Raw genomic sequence first — 23796 nt, forward strand, 5'->3', positions numbered from 1 at the left:
GCGTCCGCGCGGGGCCGGGCCGGGCCCTTTCCCGGGTACGCCGGAAAGGCGTTGCCCGGACCGGTGGAGGCTGGCAGGATCGGCCGCGTCAGCCCGACGGCCGGAGGGAGGTGCGGTTGATGTCCACGACCAGTCCCGCGCCCCGCCTCACCCGCCGCTGACCTTCTGCCGATCACGCGGGGCGCCCCACTCCTTCATGGAGGAAAACCGTGAGCGCACGGATCAGGAACATCAGCTTCGACTGCCACGACACCTACGCGCTGGCCGGCTTCTGGGCGGAGGTGTTCGGCTCCGAACGGCAGCCCGACGACTTCCCCGGTGACCCGGAGGCGATGGTGCTCACCCCGGACGGATCGACCGTGCTCTTCATTCAGGTGCCGGAGGACAAGACGGTGAAGAACCGGGTCCACCTGTGCCTGGAGCCCGCCGACCGGCCCCGGGATGCCGAGGTCGAGCGGCTGGTCGACCTCGGCGCCACCCAGGTGGACGACCGGCGGCAGCCGGACGGCGCCGGCTGGGTGGTGCTCGCCGACCCGGAGGGCAACGAGTTCTGCGTGCTGCGCAGCGCCGCCGAGCGGGCTGCGACGGCCTGACGCCCGGAGCGGGCGGGCCGCGACGGCGTGACCCGCCCGACGGGACGGGCCCCCTTCGCCGCGACGGCGGAGGGGGCCCGTGTCACGCGTGGCTCAGGAGCGCTGCTCGATCTGGCCGCGCATGGTGACGAACTCGGCCTTCGCCTGGGCGCCGGTCTTGAAGTACATCACGATCATGCCGACGCTGCCCTTGTCGGCCCAGGCGCAGATGCCCAGCTTGATGCCCTCGCTCTCGCTGTCGCCGCAGCGCGCCTCGCCGCCCAGCGGGCCCGGGTCCACCGCGGCGACGTTGCTCATGGTCAGGTCGGGGCCGCTGAACGCTTCGTCCAGTTCCTTCTTCGGGTCGGTCACCAGGCCGGACGCCGCGGCGATCATCACCAGGTCCTTCTTGGCCGGGTCGCCGTAGACCGCCCCGGCGGTGCTGGTCTCGTTCTGCACTGTGGACTTCATCTCGGCGATCATCCCGTCCACCACCGCCTGGAGCTCGGGCTCGGTGGCCTTCGGTCGGCCGGCGAGGGTGGCCGGGGCGGTCACCCGGGTGTTGGTGGCCTCGACCGCGTCGCTCACGTCGTCCTTGACGGCGAACCAGGTGATCGCCCCGCCGCCGCAGCAGAGCACCAGCACCACGGCCAGGACGATCAGCACGATCTTGCCGGTCTTGGACTTCTTCGGCGCTGGCGGCAGCGGCGCGCCGTACGGCTGGCCGGCCGGCGGGTAGCCGCCCTGCTGCGGGGCGGGCTGTTCGCCGTACGGCTGCTGCGGCTGGTTCGGGTAGGGGTCGCCCGGTTGGGACATGTTCAGTCAGCTCCAAACAGTGGATCAGGAGCGGTGATCGTAGCCAGCCGGTCCGACAGCCGTTGCCCCGTCCGCCGGCTGAAACGACGACCGCGGTGGCCGGAGCGCCCCGGGGGACGCCCGTGCCACCGCGGTCGCGGGGGAGCGGGATCGGTCAGGCGGGCAGGCTGGCCGCCCCGAGCGGCAGGAACCGCCGGCCGGTGACCCGCTCGCTGGTGCCGGTCCGGTCCAGGTACGGCGTGACGCCGCCCAGGTGGAACGGCCAGCCGGCGCCGAGGATCATGCACAGGTCGATGTCCTGCGCCTCCGCGACGACGCCCTCGTCGAGCATCAGCCGGATCTCCTGCGCCAGCGCGTCCAGCGCGTTCTGCCGCACCTGCTCGGCGGTCAGCGGCGCGTCGCCGACCACCAGCAGCTTGGCCACCTCGTCGTTGATCTGGTCGTCGACCACGATCGGCTGGCCCGCCTCGGCGATCCGCTTCAGGTTCTCGCTGACGGCGAACCGGTCCGGGAACGCCGTGTGCAGCGTGCCGCCCACGTGGTACGCCACGGCCGGGCCGACGAGCTGGAGCAGGGCGAGCGGGCGCATCGGCAGGCCCAGCGGGTCCAGCGCGGCGTTCGCCACGTCCAGCGGGGTGCCCGCGTCCACGGCGGCGAAGACGGTGCCGAGGAAGCGGGTGAGCAGCCGGTTCACCACGAACGCCGGGGCGTCGGAGACCAGCACCGACGACTTCTTCAACTGCTTGCCGACCGCGAACGCGGTGGCCAGGGTGGCGTCGTCGGTGCGCTCGCCCCGGACGATCTCCAGCAGCGGCAGCACGGCGACCGGGTTGAAGAAGTGGAAGCCGACCACCCGCTCCGGGTGCTCCAGTTCCTCGGCCATAGCGGTGATCGACAGCGACGAGGTGTTGGTGGCGAGCACCGCCTCCGGGGAGACGATCTTCTCCAGCTCGGCCCAGACCTGCTTCTTGACGTTCAGGTCCTCGAACACGGCCTCGATGACGAAGTCGGCGTCCGCGAACGTGGCCTTGTCGACCGAGCCGCCGACCAGGCCGTACAGCTTGGCGGCCGTGCCCTTGTCCATCCGGCCCTTGCTGACGGCCTTCTCGATCTGGGTGTGCACGTAGGCCACGCCCTTGTCGACCCGGGCCTGGTCCAGGTCGGTCATGACGACCGGGACCTGGAGGCGGCGGGCGAACAGCAGCGCGAGCTGGCTGGCCATCAGGCCGGCGCCGACGATGCCGACCTTGGTGACCGGGCGGGCCAGGCCCTTGTCCGGCGCGCCGGCCGGCCGCTTGGCCCGCCGCTGTACCAGGTCGAACGCGTACAGCCCGCTGCGTAGCTCCTCGGAGAAGACCAGGTCCGCCAGCGCCTCGTCCTCGGCGGCGGTGCCGGTCGCGAAGTCCGCGTCCTTCGCCGTCTCCAGCAGGTCCAGCGCCCGGTACGCGGCCGGCACCGCGCCGTGCAGCCGCTGGTCCAGCGTCTGCCGGGCGAAGTACAGCACGCCGGCCCACATGTCCTTGTCGACCTCGGGCCGGGTCACGGTGACCTCGCCGCGGACCACGCCGGCGGCCCACTCCAGGGACCGCTCCAGGAAGTCCGCCGGCTCTAGCAGTACGTCGGCGATGCCCAGCTCGGCGGCCTGCTTCGGCCTGAGCATCTTGTTCTGCATCAGCGGGTTCTGCAGGATCACCTGGGTCGCGGCCGGAATGCCGATCAGGTTCGGCAGGAGCTGGGTGCCGCCCCAGCCGGGGACCAGCCCGAGGGAGACCTCGGGCAGCGCGAGCGCGGAGGCCCCGCCGGACAGGGTCCGGTAGTGGCAGTGCAGGGCCAGCTCCAGGCCGCCGCCCATCGCCGCGCCGTTGACGAAGGCGAACGTCGGGACCTGGCTGTCCTTCAGCCGGGCGAAGACCCGGTGGCCGAGCCGGCCGATCTCCAGGGCCTGCTCCCGGTCGGCGAGCTGCGGCAGGCTGGTGAGGTCCGCCCCGACGCAGAAGATGTACGGCTTCCCGGTGACCGCGACGAACGCCGGGTCGGCGGCGAGGGCGGCGGTGATCGCCTCGTCCAGGCTGGTCAGCCCGCCCGGGCCGAAGCTGTTCGGCTTGGTGTGGTCGAAGCCGTTGTCCAGGGTGATCAGGGCGGCCGGCCGGTCCAGCCCCGGCACGTTCACCTGGCGCAGCAGCGCCCTGGTGACCACCTCGTTCGGTGCGGCGAGCGCGCTCACTTGTTGCCCTCCTGTGCAGCCTCGGCGGCGGAACCGGTCCAGTTCGGGTTCTCCCAGATGACCGTGCCGCCCATGCCGATGCCGATGCACATGGCGGTGAGGCCGTAGCGGACCTCGGGATGCTCGGCGAACTGCCGGGCGAGCTGGGTCATCAGCCGCACGCCCGAGGAGGCGAGCGGGTGGCCGACGGCGATCGCGCCGCCCCACGGGTTGACCCGGGGGTCGTCGTCGGCGATGCCGAAGTGGTCGAGGAAGGCGAGCACCTGCACGGCGAACGCCTCGTTCAGCTCGAACAGTCCGATGTCGTCGATGCTCAGGCCGGCGATGCGTAGCGCCTTCTCGGTCGACGGGATCGGGCCGACGCCCATCACCTCGGGCTCGACGCCGACGAAGCCGTACGACACCAGCCGCATGGCGATCGGCAGGCCCAGCTCGCGGGCGGTGTCCTCGGCGGCGATCAGGCTCGCGGTGGCACCGTCGTTCAGGCCGGCGGCGTTGCCCGCGGTGACCTTGCCGTGCGGGCGGAACGGGGTCTTGAGGGTGGCGAGCTTCTCCAGCGAGGTATCCCGGGGCGCCTCGTCGACTCCTGCCAGCCCCCAGCCGCCGTCGGCGTCGCGGATCGCCATCGGCACCAGGTCGCCCTGGAGCTTGTCGTTGGCGTACGCCTTCGCCGTCTTCTGCTGCGAGGCGAGCGCGAACGCGTCGGCGCGGTCCTTGGTGACCTGCGGGACCCGGTCGTGCAGGTTCTCCGCGGTGGCGCCCATGACCAGCGCGGACGGGTCGACCAGCTTCTCCGCGACGATTCGCGGGTTGGGGTCGACGCCCTCGCCCATCGGGTGCCGGCCCATGTGCTCGACGCCGCCGGCGATCGCGATGTCGTACGCGCCCATGGCGATGCCGCCGGCCACGGTGGTGACGGCGGTCATCGCCCCGGCGCACATCCGGTCGATGGCGAAGCCGGGGACGGTCTTGGGCAGCCCGGCCAGCAGGGCCGCGGTGCGGCCGATGGTGAGGCCCTGGTCGCCGATCTGGGTGGTGGCGGCGATGGCGACCTCCTCGACCCGCTCCGGCGGAAGCTGCGGGTTGCGGCGCAGCAGCTCGCGGATGCAGCGGATCACCAGGTCGTCGGCGCGGGTGTTGGCGTACATGCCACCCGCCTTGCCGAACGGGGTGCGGACGCCGTCGACGAAGACGACATCCCGGACTTCACGGGGCACTTGAGCCTCCTTATCGACCAAAATCCGGCCTCCGCGCCGACAGGCGGCACTACGGACCGGATGAAGGTCGCCGGCACGGGCGTGGTCCCTCGGATGCTACTCGCCAGTAACCACGCCCGGCACCCACCCCGCTGTGTCCCACCCCACACCCACCCCTGCGGGCGTCCCACCCCCGCCCCGCCCCGCCCCGTTGATCAAGAGGTTTGCGTCAGGGGCGGCTACTCCAATGACGCAAACCTCTTGATCAACGGGAAAAGCGGGTCAGGGGGTCGGGGGCGCCAGGGCTGGGGTCAGGTCGTTGGTCAGGAGGGTGATCTGCCATTCGCGGGCGCCGAAGCCGCGCAGCGTCTCGGCCACCGTGTCCTCGGTGACCTCGTCCGGCGGGGTCCAGGCGAGGCGGCGGACGGAGTCCGGGGTGATCAGGTTCTCCGGCGGCAGGGTGTGCGCGCCGGCGATCCGGACCACCACCTCCCGGCACCGGGCCAGCCGGCCGGCGGCCACCGGGTCCCGCTCAGCCCACCGGTGCGGCGGGGGCGGCCCCTCCACCGCCGGGGTGACCGGCAGCGCGTCCTCCGGCAACTGCCGGGCGTCGTCGAGGGCCGCCAGCCAGGTGCGGGCCAGCCGGCGCACCGACCGGCCGCCGAACCCGGGCAGGGTGAGCAGGGTCTTCTCGTCCACAGGGTCCAGCTCCGCGGCGGCCACGATCGCCGAGTCCGGCAGCACCCGGCCAGGCGCGGCGTCCCGGCGGGAGGCGATCTGGTCCCGGGCGTACCAGAGGGAACGGACCCGGGCCTGGGCACGGGCGCCGCGCACCCGATGGATGCCCGAGGTGCGCCGCCACGGCTCCGCGCGGACCCGGGGCGGGCGGGCGCCGTTTCGCACCAGGGCGGCGAACTCCTCCGCCGCCCAGGCCGACTTGCCCTGCCGGGCCAGCTCCGCGTCGAGGGAGTCGCGCAGGTCGGTGAGCATCTCCACGTCCAGGGCGGCGTAGGTGAGCCACGACTCCGGCAGCGGCCGGCTCGACCAGTCCGCAGCCGAGTGGTGCTTCTCCAGGGTGAAGCCGAGCAGCTGCTCGGTCAGCGCGGCCAGGCCGACCCGCTCGAATCCGGCCAGCCGAGCGGCCAGTTCCGTGTCGAACAGTCGCCGCGGGCGCAGCCCCAACTCGGCCAGGCAGGGCAGGTCCTGGCTGGCGGCATGCAGCACCCACTCGACGTCGGCGATCGCCGCGTCCAGGGTGCTCAGGTCGGGCAGCGGCAGTGGGTCGATCAGCGCCGTGCCCGCACCGGCCCGCCGTAGCTGGACGAGATAGGCGCGCTGGCTGTAGCGGTACCCCGAGGCGCGCTCGGCGTCCAGGGCCACCGGGCCGGTGCCGGCCGCGAACCGGGCCACCACCTCGGCGAGCTCGGCCTCGGTGGCCACCGGCAGGGGGGTGCCGTCGCGGGGGGCGGTCAGTGGCACGGGCTCGCTGCCGGTCGGTTCGGGCCCCGCGTCCACCGGCTCCGGCGCGGCCGACGGCGGGTGGCGCGGCGCGTCTCCGGTACGGCTTTCGGCGGCCCGACGGCGCAGGGGTGGTTCGTCGGTCACCTGACAACCCTAGTGCGCCGGGGGATCCGGCGCGCGCAGCCGGGTAGGGCGTGTGTCGGCGCCGGCGACTTGACCCGACATGGCAGGGTCGGACACCGGGGGAGACAAAGCGCGACAGCGCAGGTACGGTCTTCGGGCCGCCGACCGGTGACGAACCCGCGTCGGCGGGGGCAACGGGGGCGTCTACGGGGAGGTCGTGGCGATGACGACGGCTGGGTACGGTCCGACAGGCGCGGGACAGGGACCCGACGACGGTTCCGGAGGCGGTTGGTCGGACCCGGCCCGTACCGCCGAGGCATGGGACGGCCCGGCCCGGCCCGGCCCGCTGCCGCCACGGATCGTCCCGCCCCGAGGCACCGCCGCCCCCTACCCGCCGCCCGCAATCCCCGGTCAGGCCCCCGTTCCCGGTCAGGCCCCTGTCCCTGGTCAGGCCCCCGTTCCCGGTCAGGCCCCCGTCCCTGGTCAGGCCGCTTGGGCTCCGCCGCCGAACGCCGGCCAGTGGGGTGGGCCGGCGCCGGTTCCCGGGCAGTACCCACCGGTGCACGGGCAGCAGCCGGCCCCGCCCGCCGGCCCGGTTGCGCCGCCCTCGGTCCCCGGCCCGGCGTACCCGCCGCAGGGCGCGTCGGCCCCCGGCTGGCCCGCCCCGACCCCGCCCGCCCGGCCCGCCCGGGGCCGCGCGCTGACCCTGGTCACGCTGGGGTTGGCCGTGGTGCTGGCCCTGGTGGCGGGCGTGCAGGCGTACCAGATCCACCGGCTCTCCGACCGGCTCTCCGGGACCGACCAGCGGCAGGCCGCCGCGCAGCAGGGCGACGGCACCCGACTCGACGACCTCGACCAGCGGACCCAGACCCTGGAGAGGCAGGCCGGGGCCCAGTTCAACCCCGAGGCGGTGGCCAGCGCCGTGCTGCCCAGCGTGTTCCGGGTCCGGGCCGGGCAGTTCACCGGCACCGCGTTCGCGGTCGGCAAGCCGGCCAGCGGCGGCGGGACGAACCTGTTCACCAACTTCCACGTGGTGGAGTCGGTCTGGGAGAGCGGCGGCCGGGAGGTCTTCCTGGAACGCACCGATCAGCGCTATCCGGCCACGATCGTCAAGGTCGACGAGGCCAACGACGTCGCCCACCTACGCACCACGAGCAAGTTCACCGGCCTGGTCACGGCGTCCGCGGCGGTCAAGTCCGGCCAGCAGATCGTCGTGGTCGGCGCCCCGCTCGGTCTCCAGGACAGCGTCACCACCGGCGTGGTCAGCGCCTTCCGCGAGGCCAAGCAGGGCTCGGGTCCGGTCATCCAGTTCGATGCCCCGATCAACCCCGGCAACTCGGGTGGTCCCGTGATCAACGGCCAGAAGCAGGTCGTCGGGATCGCCACCGCCAAGGCCCGCGATGCCGAGGGCATCGGCCTCGCCGTACCCATCAAGGTCGCCTGCGACGGCTTCCGGATCTGCTGAACCGGCCGTCGTTGCCTCGTACCAGCCCGGTCCGTCGCCGTCGTCCGGCCGCGGGCCAGTCACCTGGAGGATGAGATATGTCCCAGCCACCGAGCGGGTCCGGGGGCCAGCCGCCCTACCCGCCGCCGGCCGGCCCCGGCCAGCCCGTGCCCCAGCAGTACGGCCCGACCGGCCATCCGGCCGAGTCGACCCGGCAGTTCACCCCCGGCCAGTACGGCAGCCCGCAGCCCCCGGCGGAGCCGACGCAGCAGTTCGGCCAGTACGGCGCCCCGCAGCCCTCGGCGGAGCCGCCGCAGCAGCCGGGCCAGTACGGCGCCCAGCAGCCGGGCCAGTACGGGGCCCCGCAGCCGGGCCAGTACGGCGCCCCGCAGTCCGCCCCGCCCGCGCCGGCCTACGGTCAGCAGCCGCCGCAGTCGGCCCCGCCCGCGCCGGCCTACGGCCAGCAGGCGCCGCAGTCCGCCCCGCCGTTCGGGCAGCAGGTCTCCACCCCGGGGTACGCCCAGCCGATGTCGGTGCCCCCGGCCTCCGGTCCGGGCTTCGGCCCCCCGATGTCCGGCCCACCCGGCGTGCCGCCGTACGGCCCGGCGGCGCCCTCCCCGGGCAAGGGCCGACGCAGCGTGCTGGTGCTGGCCCTGGTGGCCGGGCTGCTCTTCGTCCTCGGCGGCGTGATGACCGGCCTCTACGTGACCAAAGGCAACGAGCTGGACCGCACGGAGCAGCGGCTGACCGCTCAGGTCAGCGAGCGGGACGGGACGATCACGGCGAACAAGACCGAGATCGACAAGCTCAAGAAGGACCTGCAGGGCGTGCGGGACAAGCTCTCGAACACCGAGCAGGACCTCACCGGCACCCGCAACGACCGTGACGAGCAGGCCCGGCAGAAGAAGGTCATCGCCACCTGCCTGGACAAGCTCACCACCGCGCTGACCGCGGCGGCGGCGAACAACAAGGCCGCGTACGACAAGGCCACCCAGGGGATGAACAAGGTCTGCGACGAGGCCGAGGACTACCTCTGACTCTGACAGGTGCGCCCGCCCGGGCCGCGCCCACCGGACCCCGGTCCGGTGGGCGCGGCCCGCGTCGTCTCCGTTCCCGTCCCCGCCGCCCGGCGGGCTCGCCGTGCCGGGCCCGGTGGGTCAGGCGGCGCCGGCCGGGCGGCGCTCCGGGAGGGCGGTCACCCCGGGCGGCGGCAGGCCCGCCGTCGAGGCGAGCAGCGCGCACCAGGCCAGCAGGTGCGGGGTCAGGTCCTCGCCGAGCGGCGTCCAGGAGGCCCGGATCTCGATGTCGGCGACGGTCGGCGGCCCGGCCAGGTCACCGAACCGGGTCGACATCGTCTGGGTGATCGTGCCCCCGATCGCCCGGTGCGGGGCGTCGTGGACGTCCAGCGCGTCGGTCAGCCAGGTCCAGCCCACCCCGGGCAGCAACGGGTCGGTGGCCAGGTCGGCCTCCAGCTCCGCCGTGACGTAGGTGACCAGCCGCAGGGTGCCCTGCCAGGCCTCGTGCCCGGCCGGGTCGTGCAGCAGGATCAACCGCCCGGTGGCGACCTCGTCGTCGTCGCGCAGCACCGTCGCGGAGAGCGCGAACGCGTACGGCGCGAGCCGCTGCGGTGCGCCGACCTCCTCCAGGGCGATCTCCGACCGGGGCGCGGCCGACCGCAGCCCGGCGACCGCGCGGGCGAAGGTCTCCGGAAGCGCGATCGGGGGGGCCATGCGGGCAGCCTATGCCGCCTGCTGCCCGGCTGCCGGAAACGGCACGCCGACAGCCAGCCCCGCCGGACGGGAGTGGGTCACAAAAGGTGGCGGGGGTGGGGGACGGGCATCGGCGGCGTGGCACGATTGCCGCGATGACCACCGACACCACGGGCACTGCCGCCCGAGACGGAGAACCCCGCCGCGGCGGACCGGCCGACTCCCCGTTCGTCCGGGCCTGCCGGCGCGAGGACGGCCCGCGCACCCCGGTCTGGTTCATGCGCCAGGCCGGCCGGTCGCTGCCGGAGTACCGCGAGATCCGCAAGAACGTGGGGATGCTGGAGTCCTGTCGCCGCCCCGACCTGGTCGCCGAGATCACCCTCCAGCCGGTGCGCCGACACCGGGTCGACGCGGCGATCCTGTTCAGCGACATCGTGGTCCCGGTCGCCGCCGCCGGGGTGGACCTGGACATCGTCCCGGGCACCGGGCCGGTGGTGGCCGAGCCGGTGCGCACGGCCGCCGACGTCGAGCGGATCCGGCCGATCACCCGCGACGACGTCTCCTACGTGGACTCCGCGGTCCGGCTGCTCGTCGCCGAGCTGGGCGACACCCCGCTGATCGGCTTCGCCGGCGCCCCGTTCACCCTGGCCAGCTACCTGGTCGAGGGCGGCCCGTCGCGCAACCACGCGAAGACCAAGGCCCTCATGTACGGCGAGCCGGAGCTGTGGCACGCGCTCTGCGCCCGGCTGGCCGACGTGACAGGCGCGTTCCTGCGGGTGCAGGTCGACGCCGGGGTGTCCGCGGTGCAGCTGTTCGACTCGTGGGCCGGCGCGCTGTCCGAGGCCGACTACCGGCGGTACGTGCTGCCGCACTCGACGAAGGTGCTGTCCGGGCTGGCCGACGCCGGGGTGCCCCGGATCCACTTCGGGGTGGGCACCGCCGAGCTGCTCGGCGCGATGGGCGAGGCCGGGGCCGACGTGGTCGGGGTGGACTGGCGTACCCCGCTGGACGTGGCGACCCGCCGGATCGGCGCCGACCGGGCCGTGCAGGGCAACCTGGACCCGGCGGTGCTGCTCGCCCCGTGGCCGGTGGTGGAGGCCGAGGTGCGGCGGATCCTCGCCGAGGGCCGGGCCACCCCCGGCCACGTGTTCAACCTCGGTCACGGCGTGCTGCCGGAGACCGATCCGGACGTGTTGACCAGGGTGGTCGCGCTGGTGCACGAGGTGTCCGCGCGTCCGGCGGAGTGAGGGAGTGACCGTGCGGCAACCGTGGCGGGTGGCGATCGTCGGGGGCGGGATCACCGGGCTGGCCGCCGCCGTGCGGCTGCGGGACCGCGCGCCCGCCGGCACCGAGATCACCGTGTACGAGCAGTCCGGCGCGCTCGGCGGCAAGCTGCGCACCGGCGAGCTGGCCGGGCAGCCGGTCGAGTTCGGCGCCGAGTCGTTCCTGATGCGCGACCCGGCCGGCGGGGAGTCCGCCGCCGTCGCCCTGGCCCGCAGGCTCGGGCTGGCCGACGAGATCGTGCACCCCACCGTCGGGCAGGCCGCCCTCGCGGTCGACGGCGGGCTGCGCCCGATCCCGGGCGGGACGCTGGTGGGCGTACCCGGGGATCTGGCGCAGGTGACGACGGTCGCACAGCCGGACGCGGACGCCGACCGCGACACCGGCCGCCCGCTGCTGGCCCCCGGCGCGGACGTCTCCGTCGGGGCGCTGGTCCGCTCCCGGCTCGGCGACCAGGTGGTGGACCGGTTGGTGGACCCGATGCTCGGTGGCGTCTACGCCGGCCGGGCCGACGACCTGTCCCTGGTCACCACGATGCCGGCGCTGGCCCACTCGGCCCGCACGGAGCACACCCTGGTCGGCGCGGTCCGGGCCGCGCAGGCCGCCGCGCCGCGCGCCCCCGGCACCCCGGTCTTCGGCACCCTGGCCGGCGGGCTGAGCCGGCTGGTCGAGGCCGCCGCCACGGCCGGCGGGGCGACGATCCGCCGGGACGCGGCGGTACGCGAACTGACCCCGACGGCGACCGGCTGGCAGCTGACCGTCGGCCCGACCCGCGACCCGGAGTCGGTGGAGGTGGACGCCGTGGTGCTGGCCGTGCCGGCCCGCCCCGCCGCCCGGCTGCTGGCCGGGATCGCGCCGGAGACCGCCGCGACCGTCGGCGCGCTGGACTACGCCAGCGTCGCGCTGGTCACCCTGGCCCTGCCCGAGCCGGCGCTGCCGGCGCTGTCCGGGTTCCTGGTGCCGGCCACCGAGGGGCTGTTGATCAAGGCGTCGACGTTCTTCACCACCAAGTGGGGGCACCTCGCCCGACCGGACGGGCTGGCCCTGGTGCGCGCCTCGGTCGGCCGGTACGGCGAGGAGGCGTCCCTCCAGGTCACCGACGCCGACCTGGTGGCGGCGGTGCACCGGGAGCTGTCGACGGTGCTGGCCGCGCCGCTGCCCGCGCCGGTGGCCAGCCACGTGCAGCGGTGGGGCGGGGCGCTGCCGCAGTACACCCCGGGACACCCCGACCGGGTGGCCGCCGCCCGGGCGGCGCTGCGCGGCGCGCACCCGACGCTGGCCCTGGCCGGCGCCGGCTACGACGGCGTCGGCATCCCGGTCTGCGTCCGCTCCGGCGCGACGGCGGCCGAAGAGATCATTACAGCACTGGGAGGATCGGTAGCATGACCGAGCAGACCAACGCGAACCGGCTGCGGGAGCTGAACGACAGCATCCGTTACACGATGTGGTCGGTGTACCGGGCCACCAGCCCGCTGCCGTCACTACGCGAGAACGTCACCGGCGAGGTCGAGGCCCTCTTCGAGGAGCTGGCCGGCAAGGACGTGACGGTCCGCGGCACGTACGACGTGGCCGGGCTGCGCGCCGACGCCGACCTGATGATCTGGTGGCACTCGTCGTCCAGCGACGCGCTCCAGGACGCGTACCTGCGGTTCCGCCGGACCACGCTCGGCCGGGCGATGACCCCGGTGTGGTCGCAGATGGCGCTGCACCGGCCGGCGGAGTTCAACAAGAGCCACATTCCGGCGTTCCTGGCCGGCGAGGAGGCCCGGGCGTACACGTGCGTCTACCCGTTCGTCCGCTCGTACGAGTGGTATCTGCTGCCGGACGCCGAGCGGCGCGAGTTGCTGGCCGAGCACGGCAAGATGGCCCGGGGCTACCCGGACGTGCGGGCCAACACGGTCGCCTCGTTCGCCCTCGGCGACTACGAGTGGATGCTCGCCTTCGAGGCCGACGAACTACACCGGATCGTCGACCTGATGCGCGACCTGCGGGCTTCCCGGGCCCGCCGGCACGTCCGGGAGGAGATCCCCTTCTACACCGGCCGACGCCGCCCGATCGCCGACATCGTCTCCTGCCTGGTCTGAGCGCCACCCCCGCCCCCGCCACGACACCTGACGCCGCCCGCCCAGCCCGCCCGCCCCGCGCCGCCTGGCACGCGCCGCCCGCCCCGCGCCGGCCCGTCCCCGCGCCGCCTGCGCCGCGCCGGCCCGTCCCCGCGCCGCCTGCGCCGCGCCGCCTGCGCCGCGCCGCCTGCGCCGCGCCGCCTGCGCCGCGCCGCCTGCGCCGCGCCGCCTGCGCCGCGCCGCCTGCGCCGCGCCGGCCCGTCCCCGCTAAAACACGGAACTAGTGGCCACCCGGCCAAGGGGTGGCCACTAGTTCCGTGTTCAGGCGCGATCTTGCCCGTGCGGGGTGTGGTCCTGTCGGTCCGGGTGGGTCGTGTTCGGCTGGTCGGTGGGGGAGGGGGTCAGGTGGTTGCCGTGCAGGTGGGCGTCGGCGCGGTGTTGGTGCCGGTCGAGGAGCCGATGAAGCCGAAGGCGGTCTTCGCCCCGGCGGCCAGCGCCCCGTTGTACGCGACGTTGCGGGCGGTCACCGTGGACCCGCTGCTGGTCACGGTGGCGTTCCACGACGAGCTGACCTGCTGGCCGTTGGCGTACGTCCAGGTCACCGTCCAGCTCTTGATCGCCGACGCGCCGGCGGTCACCTCGACCTCGCCCTGGAACCCGCCGGTCCAGGAGTTGGTGACCCGGTAGGTCGCGTTGCAGCGACCCGTCGCCGGGGGCGTGGTGGGCGGGGTCGTCGTCGGCGGGGTGGTCGTCGGCGGCGTGGTGGGCGGGGTGGTGGTCGGCGGGGTGGTCGGGCCGCCGCCGCCGAAGTCCACGTCGCTGCACAGGTAGTACGACTGGTCCAGGTGGCTGGCCTGCCAGATGGTGTAGACGATGTGCCGGCCGGTGCGGCCCGGCGCGTTCGCCGGCACCTGGATCGACACGCCCTGCGCCTCCGGCGTCCACTGCGACGCCGGGGTGTTGCCGATCTGGCCGGCCAGTTCCAGGTCGCCCCAGGCCAGTGGCTTGGTGAGCGCGTTGAAGCCCTGCTTCGTCACGTACACCCGGATGTAGTCGGCGCCGTGGCTGGCCTGGTCGTAGAACTTGATGCGGAAGTTGTTCGTCACCGGCGCGGTCTTCCACGCGCCGACGGTGTCGAGCGCGTTGTACCGGCCGCTGGAGGAGCGACCGGCGCTGCACAGTTGGCCGTCCGGGATGGCGGCCTGGTGGTTGCCGGCGACGCCCTCGCGGAACAGGCCGTTCCAGTTCCACATGGCGTTCGGGTCGGCCTGCCAGGCCTGCCAGCACATCGGGTCCAGGGTGGCCATGTTCGGGTTCTGGAAGTCGCTGCCCCAGCGCTGCCAGCAGCCGTAGTTGCGGGACGCGGGGTCGACGACCGAGCCGTGGGCGGACGCGGGGTTCGCCAGGGCGGTGGTGAGCAGCAGCGCGACGGCCGCGCCGGCGGCGAGCAGCCAGGCTGCCAGGCGCGGCGTGGAACGCCTGCGGACGGGGGTGGACATGGGAGCCTCCGGGTGAGAGGTCGGACTGCGACGACGCCCGGACGGCGGGAGTTGCCCCTCCCGTGCCGGCTCGTGCTGATCCCGCGGCGGCTCCTGCCTGCGCAGATTTCCACAGCAATTCACTTATGTCAATGGATGGCGCTTTCCCGGCGCATCGGGGTGTGCGGGATGCCGTCCTCGACGTACTCGGGCCCGCTGGCGGCGAAGCCGTGCCGGGCGTAGAAGCCGGTCAGGTGGGACTGCGCCTCCAGCACGCACGGCCGGTCGCCCACCACGGCCAGGGCCTCGGCCATCAGTCGGCCGGCGTACCCGCCGCGCCGGGCGTCCGGCGCCACCACCACGCGGCCGATCCGCGCAACACCGTCGGGGTCGGCCAGAATTCGCAGGTACGCCAGGACGGCGCCGTCGCGGGCCAGCCAGAGATGCCGGGTGCCCGGCTCGACGTCGCGGCCGTCCAGTTCCGGGTACGGGCACGCCTGCTCCACCACGAACACGTCGATGCGGAGTCGGAGCAGGTCATGGAAGGTGCGGGCGTCCAGCTCGGCGAAGGAGGCGAGTCGGGCCTCGACGGTCTGCGGCGGCATCCGGCGATGGTAGGTGCCCGCGCCAGCCGGGAGGCGGTGGCCCCTTCCCGGCGGCCGGTTGGGGTGGCCTCCGGTGTCGGCGGGCGCGGACGCGCACCGTCACCGGTCAGCGGGCACGGGCGGTCGCCGTGCCCGCTCAGCGGGGGCGGGCGGTTGCTGTGCCCGCTCAGCGGGGGCGGGCGGCGGCGGGCGCGGGCGGTCGCTGTCCCCGGTCAGCGGGGGCGGGCGCCGACGGCGTCGCGGATCTCCGCGCCCCGGTCGCCCTCCTCCTGCCGGGCGCAGTGGGCGCAACAGAAGAAGCGGCCCGAGACCTCGACCCCATGGCCGACGATCTTGACCTGGCAGTGCTCGCAGATCGGCGCCAGCCGGTGCGCCGCGCACTCGAAGCAGTCGAAGGTGTGCACGTCGCCGCTGACCGTGCGTACCTCGAACGCCATCCAGTAGTCGTTGCCGCAGACCTCGCACGTCGCCATGGCCGAACCCCCCGAGAAGAGAACATGTGGCCCCCAGCGTGCGGCAGCGGCCCGATCCGGGCGGCCGGAACGGCCGAAGCCGGCCGTTCCGGCGGCGTGTCGGGCCGGCGTGTCGGGCGTTGTGCCTGGTGGAAGCCTCGAACCTCGGAGGACGACGTGATCAGGCGCGCTGCGCTGACCCGTCCCGCCCGGACGGCGGGCGTCCGCGGCTCAGGCCTGCGGCTCCAGCCGGACGGAGACCGAGTTCACGCAGTGCCGGGTGTCCTTCGGGGTGAACCCCTCGCCGCGGAAGACGTGGCCGAGGTGACTGTCGCAGCGCGCGCAGCGGATCTCCGTACGCCGCATGCCGTGGCTGTTGTCCTCGATCTCCCGCACCGCGCCCGGGATCGCGTCGTCGAAGCTCGGCCAGCCGCAGTGCGAGTCAAACTTCGTGTCACTGGGGTACAGCTGTGCCCCGCAGGCACGGCAGTGGTAGACGCCGGGCGTCTTCGTGTCCACGTACTCGCCGGTCCATGCGGGCTCGGTGCCGGCCTCGCGCAGCACCCGGAACTCCTCCGGGCTCAGCCGGACCCGCCACTCGTCCTCGGTCCTGGGCAGTTCGTTCTCGTCAAGACTCACCCGACAACGGTACGTCGGGTGTCGGTGCCGTGGCATATGGTCTCGGGATGGGCAGCACCACGAAGGCAACGGCCACGGAGATCGAGGTGGCCGGTCACATGGTTCGGCTGACCAGCCCGGACCGGGTGATCTTCCCGGAGCGGGGCTTCACCAAGGCGCATGTCTTCAGCTACTACGTCGCGGTGGGCGAGAGCATCCTGCGCGCCCTGCGGGACCGACCGACCACGCTGCAACGCTTCCCCGACGGCATCGCCGGTGAGATGTTCTTCCAGAAGCGGGTGCCCAGCCGGGGCGTGCCGCCGTGGGTGCGCACCGCCCGGATCAGCTTCCCCAGCGGCCGGACGGCCGACGAGCTCTGCCCGGCCGACCTCGCCCACGTGGCCTGGGCCGCCCAGATGGGCACCGTCGTGTTCCACCCGTGGCCGGTGCGCGCCGGCCACGTCGACCACCCCGACGAGCTGCGGATCGACCTCGACCCGCAGCCGGGCACCGACTTCGTCGACGCGGCGGCCGCCGCCGCCGAGGTGCGAGCCCTGCTGGACGAGCTGGGCGCGACCGGCTGGCCGAAGACCTCCGGCGGCCGGGGCGTGCACGTCTACCTGCGGATCGCGCCCCGGTGGACGTTCACCGAGGTGCGGCGGGCCACCATCGCGTTGGCCCGGGAGTTGGAGCGCCGCCGCCCCGACCTGGTCACCACCGCCTGGTGGAAGGAGCAGCGGGGCGAGCGGGTCTTCGTCGACTACAACCAGATGGCCCGGGACCGCACGATCGCCTGCGCGTACTCGCTGCGGGCCACCTCCCGGGCCACCGTGTCCACCCCGGTCACCTGGGACGAGCTGCCCGACGTGGACCCGGACGAGTTCCACCTGGGCAGCGTCCCGGCCCGCCTGGCCGAGCGGGGCGACCCGCACGCGGGCATCGACGACGCCCCGTGGGACATCACCCCGCTGCTGGAGTGGGCCGACCGGGACGCCGCCGCGGGCCAGGGTGACATGCCGTACCCGCCGGACCACCCCAAGATGCCGGGCGAGCCGAAGCGGGTCCAGCCCTCGAAGGACCGCGACCGCCCGCGCTGACCGCCCGCGCTGACAAGCCGGGTCGCTCACGTCGCCGGCAGCCCGGCGCTTGCGTCGCCCGGCCGGCTGACGCACCCGGCTCAGCGGAGCGGGCCCATCATCGCCTCCACGGCCTCCTTGGCCGTCCGCAGGTCCACGCCCGTCGCTTCCCGGTACGCCTTGATCGCCTTGAGCTTCTCGCCCCGGGCCAGGTGCTCGCGGACCCCGGGCGGCCCCGGCCGCTCGTCCACCACCCCGAGGTGGTCCATGACCAGTTGCAGGCGCCGCTCGATCTCGGCCAGCCGTCGTGGCGTGCTCTGGTCCTGCCGGGTCCCGGCGAACTGGGCGGCAAACAGCAGCACGACAGCGATGATCAGCATGGTGAGGGCGATCTCCATGACAGCCATCCAAGCAGATCGACGCCGGGGCCGGCGGCCACGGGTGGGGCGGGACGGGCCACCGCGCTGCGGGTCCGCCATAACGGTCGGATAACGGGCGCGAACCTTTCCGGACCCGCAGCGAGTCATTGTGATCGTCGGCCCGCTGGGCCCAGGAAGGCGGCGCGATGGCGATGGTGTGGAGGCGGGCCCGGGCGGCCCGGGGGCTGCTGCTCGCCGCGGTGGTGGCGGCCCTGGTGGCGATCGCCCTCGTCACCGGGTTGGCCGACTACAACCGGCGGGCCGTCGACGCGGGGCAGCGGGCGGTGTTCGCCGCGTCTCCCGCGCAGGAGCGCAGCCTGCTGGTCAGTGGCTCCGGTGGCGCGGACCGGGCCGCCTACGCCGACCGGGACAGGGCAGTCCGGGCCCGTTTCGCCGACGGGCTCGGCGGGGCGTCCGTGGCGGTGCGTGGGGCCCGCTACGGCACCGGCCGCGAGCTGACCGGCGACCTCGGGGTGGCCCGCACCGGCACCGATCCGGTCTTCGCCGAGCTGACCACCCTGGAGGACCTGAACGGCCACGCCGACCTGGTCGCCGGGCGGCAGCCCGAACGTGGTGCCGAGCCGATGCAGGCGCTGCTGCCGGAACGGGTCGCCGGCCTGCTCGGCCTGACCGTCGGCGAGCGGGTGCCACTGCGGGACCGGGCCAGCGAACGGACCAGCCAGGTGGAGGTGGTCGGGCTCTTCCGGCCCCGGGACCCGGCCGGGTCGTACTGGCGGCTCGCGCCGGGCGCCGTCGCCGCCGGCTCCGCCACGTCGTACGGGCCGTTCCTGCTCGATCCGGCCGACTTCGACCGGACCTTCCCCGCCACCACGTCGGCGTCCTGGCTGGTCGAACCCGATCTGGCCGCCGTCGAGCCGAGCCGGCTGGGGGCCGTCAAGCGGGCCGTCGCCACCGAGGTCGCGGAGCTGCCCGAGGCGACCGGTCTCGGCTCGTCCGCCCGGAGCGTCACCACGATGGACCGGCTGATCGACCGGCTCGGGCGCGCCGACCTGGTGGGCCGTTCCTCGCTGCTCACCCCGCTGCTGCTCATCCTGGTTCTCGGCGGCTACGCGCTGGTGCTGGTGGCCGCCCTGCTCAACGAGGATCGCCGCGCGCAGACGGCGCTGCTGCGCGCCCGGGGCGCGGCCCGGCGACAGATCGCCGGCCTGGCCGCCAGGGAGGCGGCCCTGGTGGTCCTCCCGGCCGCGCTGCTCGGGCCGCCGCTCGCCGCCGAGGCCCTGCGCCACGTCGGCCAGGACCAGACGTGGTCCGACCCGTCGGCCGCGGGGAGCACGCTCACCTGGGCGGTCGCCGCCGCCACTGCCGCCGGCTGTCTGGTGGCCATGGTGCTGCCGGCGATGCGCCGGGCCGGCACGTACGTCGCCGACCTGGCGGCCCGGTCCCGGCCGAGCCGGGCCGCCACGGCCCAGCGGGCCGGCGCCGACCTGGCCCTGGTCGGCCTGGCCGTGCTCGCCTGGGTCCAGCTGCGGCAGTACTCCTCACCGCTGGCCGGTGCGGGCGGCCGGCTCGGCATCGACCCGCTGCTGGTGGCGGCGCCGACGCTGGGCGTGCTGGCCGGCGCCGTGCTCGCGCTGCGCCTGCTGCCGCCGGCCACCCGGTTCGCCGAGCGGTTCGTGGACGCCCGGCCCTGGACCGCCACGATGCTGGGCATGTGGCAGGCCGGCCGGCGTCCGCATGCCGGCCCGGTGCTGCTGCTCGCGCTCGCCGTGGGCGGTAGCACCCTGGCCTGGTCGCTGGTCACCACCGGGGAACGGTCGCACGTCGACCAGGCCGACCACAGCGTCGGCGCCGACCTGCGGCTGGTCGAGCGCTCCGGGGCCGCGCCGGCTGACCGGGCGGGCCGGCTGGCCGGAGCACCCGGCGTCGACCGGACGCTGCCCGCCTGGCGCGACGACATCCGGGTGGGACGCGAGGACCTGCCGGTCAGCGTGCTGAGCATCGACGCGGCGGCGGCGCCGGGCGTGGTCCGGCTCAACGACCGGATCCTCGACGAGCCGGCCCGGGCCCTGTTCGACCGTCAGGTACGGGGCCGGGTCGCGCCCGCCGGCGTCGAGCTGCCCGCCGACACCCGACGGCTCACCGGCACCGTCCGCACCCCGGTCACCGGGGCCATGCGCCCGCACCCGGTCGCGGTGTCCGTGCTGCTCACCACGGCTGACGGCGGTTCCTGGCGGGTACCGCTGGCCACCGGGGGCAGCGACGGTCGGCCGGTCCCGGCGGCGGTGGACCTGCCCGACACCGGTGGCCGGGCCTACCGGCTGGCCGGCTTCGAGGCCACCGGGGGCCCGGCGCTGGGCTCCAACTACGGGCTGGAGGTGACCGGGCTGCGCACGGTGGATGCCGCCGGGACGACGAGCCCGGTGCGGCTCACCGGCGACTGGGTGACCCTGGTGGACGAGCCGAAGCAGGCGGAGCCGGTCCGGCTCGACGACGACGGCGGCGGGCTGCGCACCGGCCGGTGGGTCGCGGTCGTCGAGGGCGGCCGGTTCGCGTCGCAGCCGTCCAGCCGCTTCGCCGTCGTGCCGGTCGGGGACAGCCCGCCGGTGCCGGCGTTGATCACCCCGCAGGTGGCCCGGGCGCTGAGCGTCGGCCAGGGCGACACGATGCAGGTCAGCCTCTCCGGGGCCACCCTGTCGGTCCAGGTGGTGGGCGAGGTCGAGGCGGTGCCGGCCACCGGATCGGCGGCCGGCATGCTGCTGGACCTGCCCGCCGCGGTCGACTGGCTGATCCGCGCCAAGGGGGCGGTCCGGCCGGTCTCGGAGTGGTGGGTGCGCACCGACCCCGGCGGGTATCCGGAGGCGGCGCGGGCGGTCGCCGACCTGCCCGGGGTCACCGTGCTGGACCGGCGGGCGACGGCGGCGGAGGCCGACCGTGACCCGTACTGGCTCGGCACCCGAACCGGTCTGCTCGCGGCGGCGCTGGGCTCTCTCCTGCTCGCCCTGGTCGGGCTGGGCGTGGACGTCTGGGCCACCGCGCGCCGACGGATCGGGGAGCTGACCGTCCTGCACACGCTGGGCGCCACGCCACGGCTGCTGGCCCGCGCGCTGCTCGCCGAACAGGCATTCCTGGCCGGGATCGGCGTCGGCGTCGGGCTGCTGGTCGGCGCCGGGGTGGGTGCCACCATGGCCCCGCTCGTGGTGCTCACCCGGGCGGCGGACCGACCGGTGCCGGAGGCGGCCTTCGCGCTGCCCTGGCTGCCGGTCGTCGGTACCGCCCTCGGCCTGCTGCTGGCGGCGCTCGCGTTCAGCACGGCGATCGCCACGGGAATCCGCCAGCGGCTGGCGGCGGCGCAACTGCGGTTCGGCGGTGACCAGTGAGGAGCGTCGGCGTGGTCGCGGTTCGGCCCGGGCCGGTGGAGAGCGTCGGCGTGGTCGCGGTCCGGGCCTGGCCGGTGGAGGGCGTCGGCGTGGTCGCCGGCCGGCGTGGATCAGTCAACGGCGTCGGCGCGGTCGCGGTCCGACGCGGGCCGGTGGGTCGCGGCGGCGCGGCCACGGATCGGGGGAGAGCAGTGAGTGCAGTGACCGTGCGTACCGGGGCGGGCAGCCGATGACCGGGGCCGCCCGCCGGGTGCGGGCCTTCGGCGGGCAGTTCCTGCTGCTGGGGGTGCTGGCCCTGGTGGCCGTGCTGCTGGTCACCGGGATCCCCCGCGTCGCCGACCGGCTCGTGCAGCAGGGCCTTCGGGAGTACGTGGCCGGCCGCCCGGTCGCCGAGCGGGACCTGACCCGGAGCGCCGAGGAGGTATCGGTCGAGGGGGGCCAGGGGCCGGTCAGTGCGGCGCGGGGCCGTGAGCTCGACGCGTTCGAGGCGAGCATGCCGCCCCCGGTCCGGGCCGCAGTGCAGAGCCGCTGGTATGTCGCGGAGACCGCGTTCGGCAGGCTGACCGGGCCGGACCTGGCGGCGAAGAACCTCCTCGTCGTCTCCCGGCTGCGCGTGCTGCCCGGCGTCGCGGAGGCGGCCACCCTGGTCGAGGGGCGCTGGCCGACCGAGGCGACCGGGCCGGACCGGCCGGTCGAGGTAGCGCTGGCCACCGACACGGCGCGGAAGCTGAACCTGCGGGCAGGCAGCCGCTTGCGCTGGGCCGCGGGGAAGGGGGCCGGACCGCTGTGGCTGCTCGTGGTCGGGGTCTTCGAGCCGAACCGACCGGCGGACGGGATCTGGGACACGCTGCCGCTGGTCCAGCGGGTGACCGAACCGGCCGGCGACGGGGAGCCGTACGAGATGGTGGCGGTGACCGGCGACGCCGGCCTGGACGCGGTGGCCGCCGCCGGCGGCGCGGTCCGGTTCTCCTGGCGGTACCGGCTGGGCGCCGCCGGCTTGGACGTGGCCGACGTGCCCGCCGTGATCGACGGCGTGCGGCGGCTGGTCCGTGAGTCCCCGCCGGGGCTGAAGGTCACCCAGGCGGTGGACGTCCCGTTGCAGCAGTTCCTCGACGCTGTCTCCGCCGCGCGGACGCTGCTCGCGGTGATCGCCGCGGGGGTGATCGCCACCCTGGCCGGGTTGATCGGGCTCGCCGCCCGGCTCGCGGCCCGCCGCCGGGAGACCGAGTTCGCCCTGCTGGTCGCCCGGGGCGGCGCACCGGCCAGCGGTGCGCTGCGCAGCCTCGCCGAGTCGCTGCTGGTCGTCCCGCCGGCCGCGGCGCTGGGGTGGTTGCTCGGCCGGCTGCTGCCCGGCTCCGGCGGCTGGGCTGACTGGCTGGCCCTGGCCACGGCGGTCCTGGCCACCCTGGCCCTGCCGCTGGCCACGCTGGCCGTCTCGGCCGTCCCGGGCGGCCGGCGCGACCTGGTGACCGCCCGCCCCGGTGGCCGCCGGCTGACCGTGGAACTGCTGGTCGTGGCGCTGGCCGTGTTGGCCGTCGTGCTGCTGCGGCGCCGGGGCCTGACCCCGGGGTCGGTCGATCCGCTGCTGATCTCGGTGCCGGTGCTGCTGGCCGTCGCTGCGGCGGTGCTCGCGCAGCGGCTCTATCCCTGGCCGCTGCGGCTGCTGAGCCGCGTCGCCGCCCGGCTGCGGGGCAGCGTGACGTTCCTCGGTGCCGCCCGGGCGAGCCGGTCGGCCGCCACCGCGCCGGTGATCGTCGTGGTGGTGGCGATCGCGACGGCGGCGTTCTGCGCCGTCGTGGCCACCGGCATCGAGGCCGGTCGGGACCGGACGGCGACGCTCGCCGTGCCGGCGTCCGCGCTGGTCGACGGCGAGCGGCTCGCCCCCGACACCGGTGCCGCCCTCCGGGCGCTGCCCGGCGTCCGGCGGGCCACCCCGGTCGTGCGGGACACCGCGCTGCGGATCTCCCACCCGCGCGGCGCCGACGCGGGGCTCGCCGCCGTCACCGTGCTGCTGGTCGACGGGCCCGGGTTCGCCGAGGCGGCCCGGGACGCCGGGCTGGCGGTGTCGGTGCCCCCGCAACTGCGGGGCGAACCCGCCCAGGGGCCGGCCCCCGCGCTGGTCTCCCCGGCGCTGGCCGCCGACCTGGCCCGCAAGGGCCTCGACGGCTCGGCCCTGGTGTCCGTGCAGGGACGCGACTACCTGTTCCGGATGGCCGGCACGGCGGACGGCTTCCCACTCGTCCCGGCCGCCACCGACCGGTTCGTGGTGCTGCCCTGGCAGGCGTTGCCCGCCTCGGGCCCGACCGGCCCGGTGCCGACGGCCTTCCTGATCTCCGGCGACGGATTCGACGTGGAGGCGCTGCGGCAGGCGGGCGACGAGGGGCAGCACCGCTACCAGAGCGGCGGCACCATCGTCGCGGGGGAGCGACCGCGCGGCGCCGAGGTGACCACCTGGCGGGGCGCCCGGGACTCCCTCGGCGAGGGCGGCGCGAACGGCCTGCTGGTCTTCGGTTTCGCCGCCGGGGCGGGCGGCGGGGCCGCCCTCGGCCTGCTGGCGATCGCCTTCGCGGTGCTCGCCGGGGCGCGGGCCCGGGGGCAGGTGCTGTCCCGGCTGCGCACCCTCGGCCTGTCCCGTCGCCAGTGGCGCGCGCTGCTGCTGGTCGAGCTGACGCCGCTGGTCGCCGTCGCGCTGCTCACCGGCGCGGTGACGGGCGCGCTGCTGCCCCTGCTGCTGACCCCGGTGCTCGGGCTGACCGCGTTCACCGGGGGCACACCGGTCCGGGTCGCGTTCTCGCCCGGGTTGGTCGGCGCCGTGCTCGTGGTCGGCGCGGTGGCGCTGGCCCTCGCGGTGACCGTGGAGACGCTGAACAACCGCCGGCTGCGCCTCGGTGAGGTGCTGCGGCTCGGAGAGGAGAGCTGAG

At 75.1% G+C, this 23796-nt stretch carries 20 protein-coding genes; 10 read left to right on the forward strand and 10 right to left on the reverse strand.

Translation table 11 applies throughout. The features are described from left to right. The first annotated feature begins 209 nt into the window (after positions 1–209). Complete coding sequence (locus tag ACQPZO_RS08465) at positions 210–593, forward strand: VOC family protein (protein WP_433348547.1); 384 nt, start codon at positions 210–212, stop codon at positions 591–593. Between the two features lie 93 nt (positions 594–686). Here the strand turns inward: ACQPZO_RS08465 and ACQPZO_RS08470 are convergent, their stop codons facing one another. From ACQPZO_RS08470 to ACQPZO_RS08485, 4 genes are all read right to left on the reverse strand, one after another. Next, the gene (locus ACQPZO_RS08470) at positions 687–1388 is read right to left on the reverse strand and encodes a hypothetical protein (RefSeq protein WP_433348549.1); all 702 of its coding nucleotides are present in this window, start codon (positions 1386–1388) and stop codon (positions 687–689) included. A 154-nt stretch (positions 1389–1542) separates the two neighbouring features. Then, a complete protein-coding gene (locus tag ACQPZO_RS08475) occupies positions 1543–3612 on the reverse strand; it encodes a 3-hydroxyacyl-CoA dehydrogenase NAD-binding domain-containing protein (protein ID WP_433348551.1) in 2070 nt (689 codons plus the stop codon). Beyond that, positions 3609–4829, reverse strand: coding sequence for a thiolase family protein (locus tag ACQPZO_RS08480; protein ID WP_433348553.1), 1221 nt, complete (start codon positions 4827–4829; stop codon positions 3609–3611). Before ACQPZO_RS08480 ends, ACQPZO_RS08475 begins: the two co-directional genes overlap by 4 nt. Positions 4830–5090: 261 nt before the next feature. Further along, positions 5091–6413: a ribonuclease D gene (locus ACQPZO_RS08485; protein ID WP_433348555.1), complete on the reverse strand. Its 1323-nt coding sequence runs from the start codon at positions 6411–6413 to the stop codon at positions 5091–5093. A 202-nt stretch (positions 6414–6615) separates the two neighbouring features. Between ACQPZO_RS08485 and ACQPZO_RS08490 the strand changes: the two genes are divergently transcribed. After that, positions 6616–7857: a trypsin-like peptidase domain-containing protein gene (locus ACQPZO_RS08490; RefSeq protein WP_433348557.1), complete on the forward strand. Its 1242-nt coding sequence runs from the start codon at positions 6616–6618 to the stop codon at positions 7855–7857. Between the two features lie 77 nt (positions 7858–7934). Further along, positions 7935–8873, forward strand: coding sequence for a hypothetical protein (locus ACQPZO_RS08495; RefSeq protein ID WP_433348559.1), 939 nt, complete (start codon positions 7935–7937; stop codon positions 8871–8873). Between the two features lie 120 nt (positions 8874–8993). Here the strand turns inward: ACQPZO_RS08495 and ACQPZO_RS08500 are convergent, their stop codons facing one another. After that, positions 8994–9566, reverse strand: a complete 573-nt coding sequence (locus tag ACQPZO_RS08500) for a DUF3000 domain-containing protein (RefSeq protein WP_433348561.1) — start codon at positions 9564–9566, stop codon at positions 8994–8996. Positions 9567–9700: 134 nt separating this feature from the next. Here ACQPZO_RS08500 and hemE point away from each other — a divergent pair, with 134 nt between their 5' ends. Genes hemE through hemQ form a run of 3 tightly spaced genes read left to right on the forward strand, consistent with a single transcriptional unit; the run spans position 9701 to position 12910 of the window. Next, positions 9701–10792, forward strand: coding sequence for a uroporphyrinogen decarboxylase (gene hemE, locus ACQPZO_RS08505; protein ID WP_433348563.1), 1092 nt, complete (start codon positions 9701–9703; stop codon positions 10790–10792). 10 nt (positions 10793–10802) lie between these two features. Beyond that, entirely contained in the window at positions 10803–12212 is a 1410-nt protein-coding gene (hemG, locus tag ACQPZO_RS08510; RefSeq protein WP_433348565.1) for a protoporphyrinogen oxidase, read from the forward strand. Continuing rightward, positions 12209–12910, forward strand: a complete 702-nt coding sequence (gene hemQ / locus ACQPZO_RS08515) for a hydrogen peroxide-dependent heme synthase (protein WP_433348567.1) — start codon at positions 12209–12211, stop codon at positions 12908–12910. Before hemG ends, hemQ begins: the two co-directional genes overlap by 4 nt. A 380-nt stretch (positions 12911–13290) precedes the next feature. On the opposite strand, the gene ACQPZO_RS08520 is transcribed toward hemQ, so the two are convergent. From ACQPZO_RS08520 to msrB, 4 genes are all read right to left on the reverse strand, one after another. Continuing rightward, entirely contained in the window at positions 13291–14388 is a 1098-nt protein-coding gene (locus tag ACQPZO_RS08520) for a lytic polysaccharide monooxygenase auxiliary activity family 9 protein (RefSeq protein ID WP_433348569.1), read from the reverse strand. Between the two features lie 128 nt (positions 14389–14516). Further along, a complete protein-coding gene (locus ACQPZO_RS08525) occupies positions 14517–14972 on the reverse strand; it encodes a GNAT family N-acetyltransferase (protein ID WP_433348571.1) in 456 nt (151 codons plus the stop codon). Positions 14973–15184: 212 nt separating this feature from the next. Beyond that, a complete protein-coding gene (locus ACQPZO_RS08530; RefSeq protein WP_161692252.1) occupies positions 15185–15445 on the reverse strand; it encodes a Prokaryotic metallothionein in 261 nt (86 codons plus the stop codon). Between the two features lie 210 nt (positions 15446–15655). Next, positions 15656–16063 carry a peptide-methionine (R)-S-oxide reductase MsrB gene (msrB, locus tag ACQPZO_RS08535; protein WP_433348574.1) on the reverse strand — a complete coding sequence of 136 codons (408 nt, stop codon included), beginning with the start codon at positions 16061–16063 and terminating at the stop codon, positions 15656–15658. A gap of 47 nt (positions 16064–16110) precedes the next feature. Here msrB and ligD point away from each other — a divergent pair, with 47 nt between their 5' ends. After that, the gene (gene ligD, locus ACQPZO_RS08540; RefSeq protein WP_433348575.1) at positions 16111–17139 is read left to right on the forward strand and encodes a non-homologous end-joining DNA ligase; all 1029 of its coding nucleotides are present in this window, start codon (positions 16111–16113) and stop codon (positions 17137–17139) included. Between the two features lie 80 nt (positions 17140–17219). Here the strand turns inward: ligD and ACQPZO_RS08545 are convergent, their stop codons facing one another. Beyond that, entirely contained in the window at positions 17220–17516 is a 297-nt protein-coding gene (locus ACQPZO_RS08545) for a hypothetical protein (RefSeq protein ID WP_433348577.1), read from the reverse strand. 167 nt (positions 17517–17683) lie between these two features. Between ACQPZO_RS08545 and ACQPZO_RS08550 the strand changes: the two genes are divergently transcribed. The 3 genes from ACQPZO_RS08550 to ACQPZO_RS08560 are packed head-to-tail and all read left to right on the forward strand — an operon-like array spanning position 17684 to position 23795. Beyond that, positions 17684–20875: an FtsX-like permease family protein gene (locus ACQPZO_RS08550; RefSeq protein ID WP_433348579.1), complete on the forward strand. Its 3192-nt coding sequence runs from the start codon at positions 17684–17686 to the stop codon at positions 20873–20875. Between the two features lie 11 nt (positions 20876–20886). Continuing rightward, positions 20887–21108 carry a hypothetical protein gene (locus ACQPZO_RS08555; RefSeq protein WP_433348581.1) on the forward strand — a complete coding sequence of 74 codons (222 nt, stop codon included), beginning with the start codon at positions 20887–20889 and terminating at the stop codon, positions 21106–21108. Continuing rightward, positions 21105–23795 (forward strand): FtsX-like permease family protein, encoded by a 2691-nt coding sequence (locus ACQPZO_RS08560; protein ID WP_433348583.1) that lies wholly within the window; start codon positions 21105–21107, stop codon positions 23793–23795. Before ACQPZO_RS08555 ends, ACQPZO_RS08560 begins: the two co-directional genes overlap by 4 nt. Position 23796: the final 1 nt, after the last annotated feature.

Origin of the sequence: Micromonospora sp. CA-111912 (genome assembly GCF_050948415.1) — a bacterium.
GTDB lineage: Bacteria > Actinomycetota > Actinomycetes > Mycobacteriales > Micromonosporaceae > Micromonospora.

Coding starts and splice junctions, on each gene's coding strand:
- ACQPZO_RS08470 (WP_433348549.1), bottom strand. CDS start 1,388: ATGTCCCAACCGGGCGACCCCTACCCGAACCAGCCGCAGCAGCCGTAC.
- ACQPZO_RS08490 (WP_433348557.1), top strand. CDS start 6,616: ATGACGACGGCTGGGTACGGTCCGACAGGCGCGGGACAGGGACCCGAC.
- ACQPZO_RS08495 (WP_433348559.1), top strand. CDS start 7,935: ATGTCCCAGCCACCGAGCGGGTCCGGGGGCCAGCCGCCCTACCCGCCG.
- ACQPZO_RS08500 (WP_433348561.1), bottom strand. CDS start 9,566: ATGGCCCCCCCGATCGCGCTTCCGGAGACCTTCGCCCGCGCGGTCGCC.
- hemE (WP_433348563.1), top strand. CDS start 9,701: ATGACCACCGACACCACGGGCACTGCCGCCCGAGACGGAGAACCCCGC.
- hemQ (WP_433348567.1), top strand. CDS start 12,209: ATGACCGAGCAGACCAACGCGAACCGGCTGCGGGAGCTGAACGACAGC.
- ACQPZO_RS08520 (WP_433348569.1), bottom strand. CDS start 14,388: ATGTCCACCCCCGTCCGCAGGCGTTCCACGCCGCGCCTGGCAGCCTGG.
- ACQPZO_RS08525 (WP_433348571.1), bottom strand. CDS start 14,972: ATGCCGCCGCAGACCGTCGAGGCCCGACTCGCCTCCTTCGCCGAGCTG.
- ACQPZO_RS08530 (WP_161692252.1), bottom strand. CDS start 15,445: ATGGCGACGTGCGAGGTCTGCGGCAACGACTACTGGATGGCGTTCGAG.
- ligD (WP_433348575.1), top strand. CDS start 16,111: ATGGGCAGCACCACGAAGGCAACGGCCACGGAGATCGAGGTGGCCGGT.
- ACQPZO_RS08545 (WP_433348577.1), bottom strand. CDS start 17,516: ATGGAGATCGCCCTCACCATGCTGATCATCGCTGTCGTGCTGCTGTTT.
- ACQPZO_RS08550 (WP_433348579.1), top strand. CDS start 17,684: ATGGCGATGGTGTGGAGGCGGGCCCGGGCGGCCCGGGGGCTGCTGCTC.
- ACQPZO_RS08560 (WP_433348583.1), top strand. CDS start 21,105: ATGACCGGGGCCGCCCGCCGGGTGCGGGCCTTCGGCGGGCAGTTCCTG.